Source organism: Psychrobacter sp. CLB018 (assembly GCF_041222815.1).
GTDB lineage: Bacteria > Pseudomonadota > Gammaproteobacteria > Pseudomonadales > Moraxellaceae > Psychrobacter > Psychrobacter faecalis.
In genome coordinates this window covers 1,904,420-1,917,680 of the sequence record NZ_CP166085.1, presented here as the reverse complement: position 1 = coordinate 1,917,680, position 13,261 = coordinate 1,904,420, and the positions used below count along the sequence as shown (strand labels likewise).

The 13,261-nt window shown below is 43.7% G+C and carries 12 protein-coding genes; 5 read left to right on the top strand and 7 right to left on the bottom strand.

The genetic code is table 11. The annotated features are described in order from the left end of the window. The first annotated feature begins 160 nt into the window (after positions 1 to 160). The 5 genes from AB8P72_RS08100 (at position 161) to AB8P72_RS08080 (ending at position 7,410) form a co-directional block, all read left to right on the top strand. Positions 161 to 598, top strand: coding sequence for an HIT family protein (locus tag AB8P72_RS08100; RefSeq protein WP_068408230.1), 438 nt, complete (start codon positions 161 to 163; stop codon positions 596 to 598). A 297-nt stretch (positions 599 to 895) separates the two neighbouring features. Then, on the top strand, positions 896 to 2,941 hold the full coding sequence (locus AB8P72_RS08095) for a BCCT family transporter (RefSeq protein WP_102076737.1): 2,046 nt from the start codon (positions 896 to 898) through the stop codon (positions 2,939 to 2,941). A gap of 229 nt (positions 2,942 to 3,170) precedes the next feature. Next, the gene (locus AB8P72_RS08090; protein ID WP_369957584.1) at positions 3,171 to 5,210 is read left to right on the top strand and encodes a BCCT family transporter; all 2,040 of its coding nucleotides are present in this window, start codon (positions 3,171 to 3,173) and stop codon (positions 5,208 to 5,210) included. 110 nt (positions 5,211 to 5,320) lie between these two features. Beyond that, entirely contained in the window at positions 5,321 to 6,358 is a 1,038-nt protein-coding gene (gene dusB, locus AB8P72_RS08085; RefSeq protein WP_198329063.1) for a tRNA dihydrouridine synthase DusB, read from the top strand. 164 nt (positions 6,359 to 6,522) lie between these two features. After that, positions 6,523 to 7,410, top strand: a complete 888-nt coding sequence (locus AB8P72_RS08080) for an SDR family NAD(P)-dependent oxidoreductase (protein WP_144297610.1) — start codon at positions 6,523 to 6,525, stop codon at positions 7,408 to 7,410. 64 nt (positions 7,411 to 7,474) lie between these two features. Here AB8P72_RS08080 and AB8P72_RS08075 read toward each other — a convergent pair whose 3' ends face one another. From AB8P72_RS08075 to AB8P72_RS08045, 7 genes are all read right to left on the bottom strand, one after another. Continuing rightward, positions 7,475 to 9,148: an IS66 family transposase gene (locus AB8P72_RS08075; protein ID WP_369957583.1), complete on the bottom strand. Its 1,674-nt coding sequence runs from the start codon at positions 9,146 to 9,148 to the stop codon at positions 7,475 to 7,477. Between the two features lie 42 nt (positions 9,149 to 9,190). After that, positions 9,191 to 9,496 (bottom strand): IS66 family insertion sequence element accessory protein TnpB, encoded by a 306-nt coding sequence (tnpB, locus tag AB8P72_RS08070; RefSeq protein WP_369957582.1) that lies wholly within the window; start codon positions 9,494 to 9,496, stop codon positions 9,191 to 9,193. A 35-nt stretch (positions 9,497 to 9,531) separates the two neighbouring features. Next, on the bottom strand, positions 9,532 to 9,927 hold the full coding sequence (locus tag AB8P72_RS08065; protein WP_369957581.1) for a transposase: 396 nt from the start codon (positions 9,925 to 9,927) through the stop codon (positions 9,532 to 9,534). A 327-nt stretch (positions 9,928 to 10,254) separates the two neighbouring features. Beyond that, positions 10,255 to 10,629, bottom strand: a complete 375-nt coding sequence (locus AB8P72_RS08060; protein ID WP_192529527.1) for a hypothetical protein — start codon at positions 10,627 to 10,629, stop codon at positions 10,255 to 10,257. Positions 10,630 to 10,767: 138 nt separating this feature from the next. Then, positions 10,768 to 11,232 (bottom strand): hypothetical protein, encoded by a 465-nt coding sequence (locus AB8P72_RS08055; protein WP_305935603.1) that lies wholly within the window; start codon positions 11,230 to 11,232, stop codon positions 10,768 to 10,770. A 177-nt stretch (positions 11,233 to 11,409) separates the two neighbouring features. After that, positions 11,410 to 11,940 carry an inorganic diphosphatase gene (locus AB8P72_RS08050; protein WP_025651820.1) on the bottom strand — a complete coding sequence of 177 codons (531 nt, stop codon included), beginning with the start codon at positions 11,938 to 11,940 and terminating at the stop codon, positions 11,410 to 11,412. 195 nt (positions 11,941 to 12,135) lie between these two features. After that, positions 12,136 to 13,008, bottom strand: a complete 873-nt coding sequence (locus AB8P72_RS08045) for an octanoyltransferase (RefSeq protein ID WP_305935602.1) — start codon at positions 13,006 to 13,008, stop codon at positions 12,136 to 12,138. Positions 13,009 to 13,261 lie beyond the last annotated feature (253 nt).

The window sequence follows — 13,261 nt, the reverse complement described above, 5'->3', positions numbered from 1 at the left end:
TTGATAGCAAAACCCAGTAAAATTGAAAGTGGCTAGTGAATGTATCAGCCACTTGTACTCAATCCAAATTTCGTCCACTATATTTGCTGAGCTATTTACTCTTTAGTACTGACAACCAATTGATGACAACTAATTACTAATAAAAGGTTAAGGAATAAAAATGAGTCAAGATACCCAAACCAAATACGATGATAATAATATCTTTGCCAAAATGCTTAACGGTGATATCCCTTATCATAAAGTTTATGAGAATGACAAAACCCTCGCCTTTATGGATATCATGCCGCAAGCAAAAGGTCATGTACTGGTCATTCCTAAGCAAAAAGCCGTTGATTTAGTCGATCTTGAACCAGAATATGCCGCAGCAGTACTGATGACGTCCAAAAAAGTCATGCAAGCGCAGCGTCAAGTATTCGAGCGTGAGGGTATTATTCAAATGCAGTTAAATGGCGCACAAGCCGGACAAACTGTTTTTCATTACCATGTGCATCTAATTCCATCGAGCATTCATGAGCTAGGTCGTCATGCGGTCACGCAAGCAGATCAAAGTGAGCTTGCTGAGATGGCGAAACAGTTAGCAGGCGCTATTAATCCTTAATGTCTTAAATTGACCATTCATAATGCAATCATCAAAAAAAAGGCAGCTAACAAGTTGCCTTTTTTATTGCTGAGTAATAGTCATGTAACAAACGTTAAAATAGTGTTACGAGTCAGGCACTTGCCTAGGGTTTTTGCAGAGAGTGTGATAAAAATTATATTTGTTTTATAAACGGTTTAATAAGAGCCGAACGAGATACTGCCTCTATTCATACAAATTTATAAAGTAGGCGATCTTACTTCTCTTGTTGTATTTAGCTTTCATATTTATTGTTATTTTTTGAGGACATTATTTTTTATGAGTAAATTACCTCGCTCTACTATTTTGTTGCCAGTATTCGTGCCAGCCGCAACCATTATGTTGTTATTAGTGATTGGCACAGCCCTCAACCCTGAAGCTGCGGGTGAGTTGTTCAGCAAAGTTCTGGCTTTTACCACCGATACTTTCGGATGGTTTTATATGTTGGCAGTTGCCATATTTTTGATGTTTATTATTGCCTTAGCCTTCTCGCCGTATGGCAGTATTAAGTTGGGCCCTGACCACGCGGATGCTGAATATAACTTCCTTGAATGGTTTGCCATGCTATTCTCAGCGGGGTATGGCATTGCCTTACTGTTTTATGGCGTTGCAGAGCCAGTATTACATTTCGCCAGTCCACCCCTGTCCACACCGCAAACTATTGCAGCTGCAAAAGAGGCGATGCAAATTGCTTATTTTCACTGGGGTTTTCATATTTGGGCGATTTATGGTGTGGTTGGCTTGTCACTAGCGTATTTCTCGTTTCGGCATGGTCTGCCATTGTCCGTGCGCTCAACGCTCTATCCACTAATCGGTGACAAAATCCATGGTCCTATCGGGCATACCGTTGATGTGTTTGCGATCGTCGGTACTATGTTTGGTATCGCCACCAGTTTGGGATTATCGGTCGCGCAAATTAATGCGGGTCTAAATTATTTGTTACCAAATACGGTGCCAGTTAGTACCACGGTGCAAGTTATTATCATTGCGTTGGTGACGGCGGCGGCACTCGTTTCTGTATTAGCCGGTATGGACAAAGGGGTAAAGCGCCTATCTATCTTAAATATGGTGCTTGCCACTGCTTTGATGTTATTTGTGTTTATTGTTGGACCTTCAGTATTTATTCTAAATGCCTTTATGGAAAACACAGGCAGCTATTTGGGCAATATCGTCGAGCGTACCTTTAGTTTACAAGCATACCAATCGAGTGATTGGATCGGTAGCTGGACACTATTTATTTTTGCATGGACCATTGCTTGGGCGCCTTTTGTTGGGCTATTTATCGCCAAAATTAGTCGTGGTCGTACCATTCGTGAGTTTGTCCTTGGCGTGATGCTAGTGCCAACGCTGTTTACTTTCTTTTGGTTCTCTGTATTTGGTGACACCGCTCTGCATATGATTATGGTCGATGGTTATGAGGCGCTGATTAGTGAAGTGCAAAACAACCAAGCTATTGCATTATTTAAGCTGTTAGAGCAATTACCATTTACCCAGATTGTCTCGTCATTGACCGTGGTGTTAATCATCACCTTTTTTGTGACCTCATCGGATTCGGGCTCATTAGTGATTGACTCGCTCGCGGCGGGTGGACGTAGCGATACGCCATGGTGGCAGCGTACGTTTTGGGTCGTCACTGAGGGTGCAGTCGCTGCAGTGTTACTTATTGCAGGTGGTTTGAGTGCATTACAAACTGCCGCTATCGTCAGTGCTTTACCGTTTGCGGTGATTATTTTGATCTCGACCTTTGGCATGTGGCGCGCGCTGCGTATCGAAGGTCATCGTAATGAGAGTTTGGCCAACGACAATCATTTACCGCCGCATTTATTGAAATTGGATGCTTGGCGCGACCGCATTGATTATATGACCAATCAGCCAACGCGCGATAAAGTTCTGGGTTATATCAAAGGTACAGTGTTATCGTCGATGCATGAGGTGGCAGAGAAATTTGCCGAAACAGGTTGGTTACCTGAGGTTAATTATGATGAGGTTAATGATCGCGCGGTACTGGAATTAAGACGCGGGGATAATGTGGAGTTCTGGTACGAAGTGCGGTTGTCAGAGCATGAGGTGCCTGATTATTACACCGAAGATATGGCCAATGAATTACCACAAGAGCATCACCATCGCGCCGAAGTCTATTTGCGCCGTGGTGGTCAGACTTATGATCTATATGGCTATCAGTCTGAATCGGTGATTAATGACATTATCGATCAATTTGAAAAGTATCTACACTTTGTCAATGTTTCGCCAAATATCTTGCCATGGCGTATGCAGCAACATGATGATGACATCACGCTGGAGCAAGGCAGTGTGTTCGATAAATAAATGTGTATTCGTGTGATAAAAAAGGCAGCTAAGCAGCTGTCTTTTTTCGTTAAATAGCGATGTTTTTCAATATTAATAAACAAAGCAATATTTTTTACCATCATTAGGTAATGTAACTATTGGCTCAGTGATTTAAAATTTATTTGAATAACTGGGCGTTATATAACAATATTAGACGCATACCTAAATTAGACGCATACCCAAATTTAAGATTTTTTGAGAATTTTTTATGAGTAAACCTCGCTCTACTATTTTGATGCCAGTATTTATACCGACGGCCATTGTCATGTTATTGCTGGTAGTGGGGACATCGGTCAACCCACAGCTGGCGAGTGGTTTGTTTGTCCAAGTACTAGAGTTTACCACCGAGACATTCGGCTGGTTTTATATGCTAGCAACCGCGCTGTTTTTGATGTTTGTGGTGGTGCTCGCATTTTCGCCTTATGGCAGTATCAAACTAGGGCCTGACCATGGTGAGGCACAGTACAATTTTATTGAATGGTTTGCGATGTTGTTTTCGGCAGGGTACGGGATTGCTTTGCTATTTTATGGGGTAGCGGAGCCAGTGACGCATTTTGCCTCGCCGCCGCTATCAGAGCCACAAACTATAGCTGCGGCAAAAGAAGCCATGCAGATTGCTTACTTCCATTGGGGTTTTCATATTTGGGCAATTAATGGCGTGGTCGCTTTAACCTTGGCGTATTTTGCTTTTCGTCACGGTTTGCCGCTATCGATGCGCTCGACGCTGTATCCCATCATCGGTGAAAAAATTCATGGACCTATTGGTCATGCGGTTGATGTGTTCGCCATTTTGGGTACTTTATTTGGTTTGGCCACCAGTCTTGGCATTTCAGTGTCGCAAATAAATACGGGACTCCATTACCTATTACCAAGCATTCCAGTCAATACAACCGTGCAAGTAATCGCCATTGTCTTGATTACGGGGTTGGCCTTGATATCAGTGCTTGCAGGTATGGATAAAGGAGTCAAACGCTTATCTATCTTAAACATGATACTGGCAACGGCGCTGATGCTGTTTGTATTTGCGGTAGGGCCGACGATATTTATTCTCAACGCCTTTATGGAAAACACGGGTAGTTATCTAGGTAATATTGTCGAGCGTACCTTTAGTCTGCAGGCGTATCAGCAAGGCGATTGGATTACCAGTTGGACGCTATTTATTTTTGCGTGGACGATTTCTTGGTCGCCTTTCGTCGGTATTTTTATTGCCAAAATTAGTCGTGGTCGTACCATTCGCGAGTTTATCGTTGGCGTGATGCTAGTACCTACCATCTTTACTTTCTTTTGGTTTGCGGTGTTTGGTGATACAGCACTAAATATGATTATGATTCAAGGCTATGAATCGCTGATTACTGAAGTGCAAAATAACCAAGCGATTGCATTATTTAAACTGCTTGAGAATCTACCGTTTACCCAAGTGGTATCTGTACTGGCTGTGGTACTTATCATTACCTTTTTTATCACCTCATCCGATTCAGGTTCATTGGTGATTGACTCGCTCGCAGCGGGCGGCCGTAGTGATACGCCGGCATGGCAGCGTACGTTTTGGGTATTGATACTTGGCGTTGTTGCCTCGGCGTTGCTCTTAGCAGGTGGCCTGCAAGCGCTGCAAACAGCGGCAATTGTTAGCGCCTTGCCCTTTACGATTATTATTTTGATTGCGATGTTTGGCATGTGGCGAGCGCTGCGTATCGAAGGTCATCGCAATCAAAGCCTGGCCAGTGACAATCATCTGCCGCCGCATCTGTTGAAACTAGATGCATGGCGTGACCGCATTGACTATATAACCCAGCAGCCAACGCGCGATAAAGTTTTGGGTTATCTTAAAGGAACGGTTTTATCGTCGATGCATGAGGTTGCTGAAAAGTTTGCAGAAACGGGTTGGTTGCCTGAGGTGAATTTTGATGAAGTCAATGACCGCGTGGTATTTGAGCTCAGGGGCGGCGATAACGTCGAGTTTTGGTATGAAGTGCGTTTGTCAGAGCATGAAGTACCAGATTATTATACGGAAGAGATGGCGAGTAAACTGCCGCAAGAGCATCATTATCGGGCGGAAGTTTATCTACGCCGCGGCGGGCAAACCTATGACTTATATGGCTATCAATCAGATTCAGTGATTAACGATATTATTGATCAGTTTGAAAAATATTTGCACTTTATTAATATATCTCCTGACATTTTGCCGTGGCGTATGCAAGTACATGATAATGATATTACCTTAGAGCAGGGCAGTGTTTTTGATAAATAGGCATTTTTTCCTTGACGTGCGCTAAGCAAATGATTGCCTCTATCACTTGCAATAAAGTTAAGAACCCTTAGAATAACGGCTTGTTTTCACTACGAATCAAGCCGTTTTTTATGCTTATAAATAATCCCGTGTCTAATCAAGCATCAGCAGAAGCTAATAATGACCATCCTTTATTGCAGCCCTTGGTTATTGGCGGCTTGACGATTGAAAATCGTCTGATGGTCGCCCCGATGGCTGGCGTGACGGATAATCCGTTTCGTAGACTTTGTAAATCCTTTGGCGCAGGGCATGCCGTTAGTGAGATGATCATCGCTGATACTGCACTTTATGCGCGCAAAAAATCGCTCTACCGCGCCAATTTTGATAACGAAATAGCGCCTATTTCTGCGCAGATAGCGGGCGCAGAACCGGATAAATTGGCAGAAGCGGCACGTTATCAGATTGATAATGGCGCGCAGATTATTGATATCAATATGGGCTGCCCGGCCAAAAAAGTGTGCCGTAAATTGGCAGGATCTGCGCTCTTGCAAGACGAAGATTTGGTCGCGCGCTTACTGGATGCGGCGGTAGGAGCCGTTGATGCTCCTGTGACCTTAAAAACGCGTTTGGGGTTTGAAAATGGCCGCGAAAATATTTTGCGCGTGGCCAAGCGAGCAGAGCAGGCGGGTATTGCTGCGATTGCCATTCATGGTCGAACGCGTGAGGATATGTATACTGGGGAAGCGCGTTATGAGCTGATTCGCGAAGTCAAAGAAAGCATTAATATTCCTGTGATTGCCAATGGCGATATCGATAGCGCGCAAAAAGCGCAGCGTGTCTATGAGCTGACCGGTTGTGATGCGGTGATGATAGGGCGTGCTGCGCAAGGGCAGCCGTGGATATTTCGCGATATCGAGCATTTTTTGCGCTCAGGAGAAGTGCTTGCTGCACCTAGTGTGAGCGAGATAAAAGAGATTGTCCTAGCGCATTTGCAAGAGCTATATGAGTTTTACGGCGAATATTCAGGCTGCCGAATTGCTCGCAAGCACATTGCGTGGTATACCACCGGCATCCCTAATTCCAACGCTTTTCGCCAAGCCATGTATGGTGAAGAGAGTACCGCTGGGCAGTTTCGCGTGGTCGAAGACTTTTTACATGCTAATCAATAGGTAGTGAAAGTCAACTGCCGAGCATAAATTGTTCAACAATTCAGTAAATAAAAGTATCCGACGAGTTAAAGTGTTTTTATTGCTGATTTATTCCCTTTATTCTATATTTCTTTGCTATGATTTAGACAAATATTAACGAAAGTCTAATTTTAAAAGGATTTTTTATGGCTAACCCTTCAAAAAAAGCAATCAGAAAAGCGGTTAAAGACAAAAACGTGATTATCACAGGAGCATCCAGCGGTATCGGCGAGCGTACAGCCTATCTGCTCAGTGAATGCGGCGCGCATGTTATCTTGTTGGCGCGTACCGAAGACAAATTAAAGGCTGTTAAAGACAGTATCGAGGAGTTTGGTGGTAAGGCTACTTACTATCCTTGTGACTTGACCAATATGGATGCTATCGAATCAGTTAGCGCACAAATTTTGGCAGATTTCGGTCATGTAGACGTCTTGGTCAATAACGCGGGTCGCTCAATTCGTCGCTCGGTGCACGAGTCTATAGATCGTTTCCATGATTTTGAGCGTACCATGGATATCAATTACTTTGGCGCCGTTAAAATAGTGCTTGGATTTTTGCCGACGATGATTGAACGTCAGACTGGTCAAATTGTTAATATATCATCGATTGGTGTGCTGGCGAATAGCCCGCGTTTTGCCGCTTATGTCGCTTCAAAATCGGCATTGGATGCCTTTAGTCGCTGCTTGGCTGCTGAAGTAAAAGGCGATAATGTCACCATTACCAATATCTTTATGCCATTGGTGCGTACGCCGATGATTGAGCCCACTAAGTTATACCGCTACATGCCTGCGCTTATGCCGGATGAGGCGGCGATGATGGTTGCCAAAGCGATTGTCCATAAACCAAACAGTATTGCCAGTAACATGGGTAAATTTGCCTCAGCGACTTACTCATTAGCACCAGCAATTAACGTTGGTATTCAATCGATGGGTTATCGTATTTTCCCAAGTACTCGTGCTGGATTGACTAGCAATAAAAAACCAAACCTTGCTCAGCGTGCCTTTGCTAGAATTTTACCGGGTGAGCATCACTAAGATAACATGTCTGATGAATTTAAAAAAAGAGATGCTACGGTATCTCTTTTTTAATGTCTTGAAGTTATTCGTAATTTATATGAATTGGTAGGCGGCGAGGTTTATTTACCATAACGCCCGCAGCACGCTGCCCACTTCGTAGCGAACCTGCAAACAACCAGTTTTTACGCCCAAGCGCCCACGGGCGCATCTGATTTTCCGCCCAATTATTATCAATCGGCAACCTCCCATCATCCAAATAACAAGTCAGCGCCTGCCAACGTTTTAGGCAATAATCAATCGCCTTAGTAATACTGGCATTCTTAGTGGTTAACTGTCTTTTTTCTTGTAACCATTGGTGCAGCTTATCCGCAATCGGTTTGGCTCTATCCTGCCTGATTTTCCGGACTATCTGGGGATCTCTTGGCATTGGGGATGTGTTTTTTTCAAATCGCTCATCAATCTCACGTTCAATTGCATACAACTGCCCGAATAACGCTAATGCGTCAATGCTAATAACACTTTGTCCAGTAACGTGCAATTCATGAAACTTACGCCGTGCATGGGCCATACAACCGATTTCGCTCACGCCTTGATGAAATAAAAACTTATATCCACTGTAATCATCGCAAATCAGCTTACCGTGCCATTTGTCTAAAAAGGCTTTAGGGTGCTCATTACGACGGCTCTGGGCAAAGTCATACACCACCGCTTTTAATGCACCGTGCTGTGGAGTGAGATACGCCCAAACATAGCCTTTCTTTAATGATTTACTGCCGGCTTTCACAGGGTTTTTCATGATAGACACCGGTGTTTCATCGGCATGTAAGATAGGCTCAGACAGTAACAGCGAATGCAAGCGATTCACTAAAGGTGCCATGGCAACACCACAGCGTCCCACCCAGTCTGCCATGGTGGTATCGGGAATATTTACCCCACTTCGCTTATAGATAATATTCTGCCGATATAGAGGCTGATGGTCTGCATACTTACTAATGAGAATGTGAGCAAGCAGCTCAGGGGTGGCGATGCTCTTGTTAATGATTTGCTTGGGTGCAGCCGCTTGATGAATGATGTCACACTCACGGCATACCCATTTTGGATAGAGGTGTCGCTCAATATAAAACTGCTTGGGGATGAGTCCAAGTTTGTCCTGTTTATCCTCCCCAATTCGCTTCATTTGACAGCCGCAGTCACAAACGGTGGTTAATGGCTCATGAACCTGGGTTTTCACCTCAAGGTTGACAGGAATAACCGTGTATTTAGCACGCTTTGCTTTTTTAGGCTGATCAGTGGCTGAGGGTAGCGATCCGTCAGTGATCTGTGTGCTTGGTTCAAGGTCGCTCTCACCGATGAGCATTTCTGTCTGGATAGGATCGATAGCAGGTAGCTTGGCAAGCTGATCTTGGGTTAAGTCGTGGCGGTAGTCATCTCGGATTTGTTCTAGTGCAGATAAATCTTCTTGCGCAGCTTCCTGATTTAAGTGGGTTTGTTTGGCACTTAAGCCTTCGCTCTTTTGTCCATACAGTTGATGGATGAGCCGCTTTTGTTTTTCGATGAGTTCCAGTACTTTTAGATACAGCTTGTGGTTTTCCTCAAAGGTTTTATTGACGAGCTGCTGTAGTTGATCGTGACGCGTGTTTGTTTGAACAATCTGTTGTTGCAGGTGCTCATTACGCTGTTCAAGCATACTGATTTTCACCAGGAGCTCGGCGTAAATGGGGTCTTTCGATAAGTCGGATAGAGTGGCAACAGTCATGGTGCTATGTTGCCAGAGTTTTATTTGCCTGTCTTCGGGTATTTATAGGATGGGGGTCAATGTATCTTTGCCCATGTTACGCCAAGGCAATCCACTGATTAAGGCATTAAATTGCTCACGGTTGATGCTGATGCCGGTTTGAGTGGGGGTGAGTGGTTTGGTTAAGCCATGAAACTTGCTGTCGTCTAGCTGACGGCTGCAAAGCCAAACCCCAAGTCCGTCATGAATGAATACTTTCAGCCGTGTGCCTGTTTTGTTGTAAAACAGGTAGGCACAGTGAGGGCGGATGCCTTGGTGCTGGGTGATGATGTGAGCCAGTAGTTTGCCGCTGCCACATCGCATGTCCATGGGCGCGGTGGATAACCAGATGTGATTGATGGGTATCATTGTAGGCCTCGTAGTAGGTCAATCAAACTTTGGGTGTCTATTTGGGCAATAGTGAGGCTTATGGACCCAGGTCCTGGGGCTCTGATTTGCAGCTTGATGTTTTGTATGACGGAGGGTGAGGACAGATGAGTTGCTTGAGGTTCAAGGCGGATTGGGATAAAGCAGGGGTTTGGATCAGCAGGACTGTTTATGGCGGCAGGTAATATGCCAGTTTCAGTCTTTTTGCGGTGATGCTGACGTTTCCAGTTATGGAGAAGGTTCTGGTTGATGCCCTGGTCTCGAGCGATACTGGCAATTGATCGCCCTGAACTTTCAGCTTCTTGTACTAAAAGTTCTTTAAACTCAGCGCTGTAAGTTCTACGTTTGGGTTTGTTAGGTGGTTGTGTTGTCATGTTAGTGTCCACGATTATTAATCGTGGACACTATCTCGCATTTTTTAAGTGAGGAAAAGATGGGATGGTCGGATGCTTACGTTGCATATTACTCATGTTAATCTTCTCTGAAAGAGGAGTCATTAATCGTGCTAGTAGAAGCGATAATACTAGAAGGATTCATTTTAAGAAATATATAGAGAACCAATCAGGTGCTTTCAATGGTTCGGTACCCTAGTGAGGACTTGAATCCTAAGCTGTAGCTTAATAGCATCAACGTTTAAACACACTGGAATAGTCACAGTGTACTTCATGGTGTACAAAACATTAAACTATTAGGGTGAGCTATTACCAATAGTCCTGCTCAGCTTTAGTCAGCCAGTCAGCAAAGTCTTCACATATCATATGAAATGGCAAATCACCCAAATCTACTACAACGACTCTTGGATTGCCTGAGGTATCATCACCATCAAAATTTGCTAACCAGTCGCCATTTTGAGCAAATGGCACTAAGTTAAGTCCTTCTATTTTATCATTTCTAAGCCTATAAGATAATTTACTTCCTTCGTTAACAGCGTCCTCAAACCACCAACGAAAGTGATAATCTTTATTATGGTTAACGAGTTTTGGGTTCTCGCTAATTTCTAAATATTTAACTGGATAGATGAATTTAGTAGGCAATAGATCTTTTGGATAAGGATTAAAATTGTCTTGAACTATCATTTTGTTACCTTTGGATCATAAATACTGTCATTAGGGAATTCCATTGACTATACCCTAGCGGAACCAGCAATTTCACCCTTAAAACCTATTAACAGACCACTTAAAACAGACTGCTATATTGGAACTATTTAAAACAGACTAGCCAAAAATTCGCCACATTATCCAAAATAACCCTGCCATCACCGCAGCAATGACCAATAGCCGCTTTGCCCAATAAGGAATAAGCGGTTTTTTATAGCCCAAGTCATTAAGCTGACTGTCAACGCCCTCTTGTAGACTTTGGAAGCCTTGCTCTGTGGGCGTAGTTTTAACGCGAGTCTTTGTCAAGCGCTCCGACTCTTCTTCCACTTGTTCTCTATCAAAGCTAAAAGCTTGGCTTGGGATACCTTGTTTATTGGCGATAGTCGTGAGAGTTTGCTGCTGCTTGTTCTTTAGCGCAAGCTCGTAAGCATCTATGCGAGATTTGGCGGCATCCATACTGATATTTTCATCAGCGGCCAAGGTTTTAATTGCCTGCACCAAATTGCCTTTTTCGACCATCATCATCACAGCTTTAGGCAGTTTTTTATTGGCGGGCGTTGAGGCTGAATCAGAGTCGAACATGACAGTCCTTATTTGGGTGAGATACTAGGTAGGTGAGGGTATTATAACCATTTTATCGGCGCAAAATTCAAGCAAAAAAATACCGCAGCCATTATCATGTCTGCGGTATTTTCATAGCGCTTAGCGAATTTTAATAAAAAATTGCCATAAACGCTTGTTTAAATTATCTAGGATAATTTATAGGTCTTTCCAGCGTTGGATAGACTCTTTGATGACTTCTTTAGCTTCTGCGACGTCACCCCAAGATTCGACCACCGTTGTACCGGCTTTTTTAAGGTCTTTATAGTGGCTAAAATGGAACTGTAATTGGTTGATCAGCTGCTTTGGTAAGTCTTCTAGACTATTGTAAGCATTGCCTGTATCGCGGTCATCAGCTGGTACGACGACGATTTTGTCATCAACTTCGCCATCATCAACGAATTTCATCACGCCGATTACTTTCGCTTTTAAGAAAATACCAGTAGGCAACGGCTGTTCTGTGATGATAAGCGCATCTAACTCATCGCCATCTTCATCAAGGGTTTGCGGGATAAAACCGTAGTTACAAGGTTTGGCGAAAATCTGTGGGTCAACACGGTCAAGCTCAAATACCGCCAATTCGCGGTTCCACTCAATTTTATGGCTGCTACCAGTTGGGATTTCTACGACCACATTAATGATGCCACCATCGACGTCGCCTGCGTCCAAAATTTTATTAAAATCTGCCATAAATTGCTCCAAGGTGCTTTTGTTATGAATGCTTCAATGATAAAGGGTTAGATGTTGGCGCGCTAAGGTTTTTGCTGCGCCCAATTTGTGCGCCTGCGATTATAACAAGTTTGACTCAAATTTTCTCACAATGCTTAAGTCTAAGCGTGCACGATATTATGCAAAAAAGGATTATGCAAAAACAGTAATTAAAAACTATTTAGGAGCGAGGGCACGTAATTGGATATGTCCAGCATGACGTTTGGCAATATTATCGATAAGTTTTTGGGTCACTTGCTCATAGCTTAAACAGTTGGTCATTGCTGGCATAGATTTTTCCGCTACCTGCGCTGCCAGTTGTTCATCCACCGTTTGCTCATCCTGCGTTTGCTCAACCATCGCAACGAAGTCAGCCAGTCGTAACATTTGCATGCCTGCATAGCCGCAAGGATTAATCGCATTAAAGGCCGATAAATCACAATCTAAATTAATCGCAACGCCATGATAGCTAAAACCATGCTTGATTTTAAAGCCAAGTGAGGCGATTTTACCCAGCATAATAGCGTCATCGGTCGGAAGCTCAGTGAGTGGTTGAGCCTTGTCATTGCTGGCAGTATTTAGATGGCTATATAAATAAACACCGGGCGCATCACGGCGGGCATGAGCGCTGATAAGACTGCTATTAAACGCGTGGCTTTTTAGGCAGTCATTGACCACATCTTCAATCGCTTGCTCGGCGTGCGATACCATGTTGCGCACACTCCAGCCCAGACTGTCCAGATCAAACAACCAATAGATAACCAACTGTCCATGCCCGTGCCATGTCACCTGACCGCCGCGGTCGGTCTTGATAATCGGCGTATTGGTACGTTGCAAGATATGCTCTTCTTTACCGGCTTGTCCAAGCGTATAGACATCATTGTGATCGACAATCCAAAGCTCGTCAGGCGTGCGTAGACCTTGCTCTTTTTTGAGCGCGATACGTGCTAACGTACGCGATAGCATAGCATCAAGGGTAGGGACGTAATCAGCAGCTGAGAGTGATTTGCTGACCAGCATATCATTGAGTGGTTGCGCGGTATTTTGCATGAGAGTGATTGTCTTATGGTTTTGTTATTAAAAAAGGGGCTTGTTATTGATATTTAGTGTAGCAGTTTTAGCTTTTGTGCCCAAATCTAAATTTCGCTATTTAATCTATGAATTAATTGTCCGAGCTGCGTTAAAACTACTGTTAAATTGCGGCAATATAACCCTTGCCTGACACGTATTTCATACAAACCCAGTAGTCAATCAAAGGTGCTGTTCATTGATTGGACAATGCGCTACATTAAACGGCATTGAA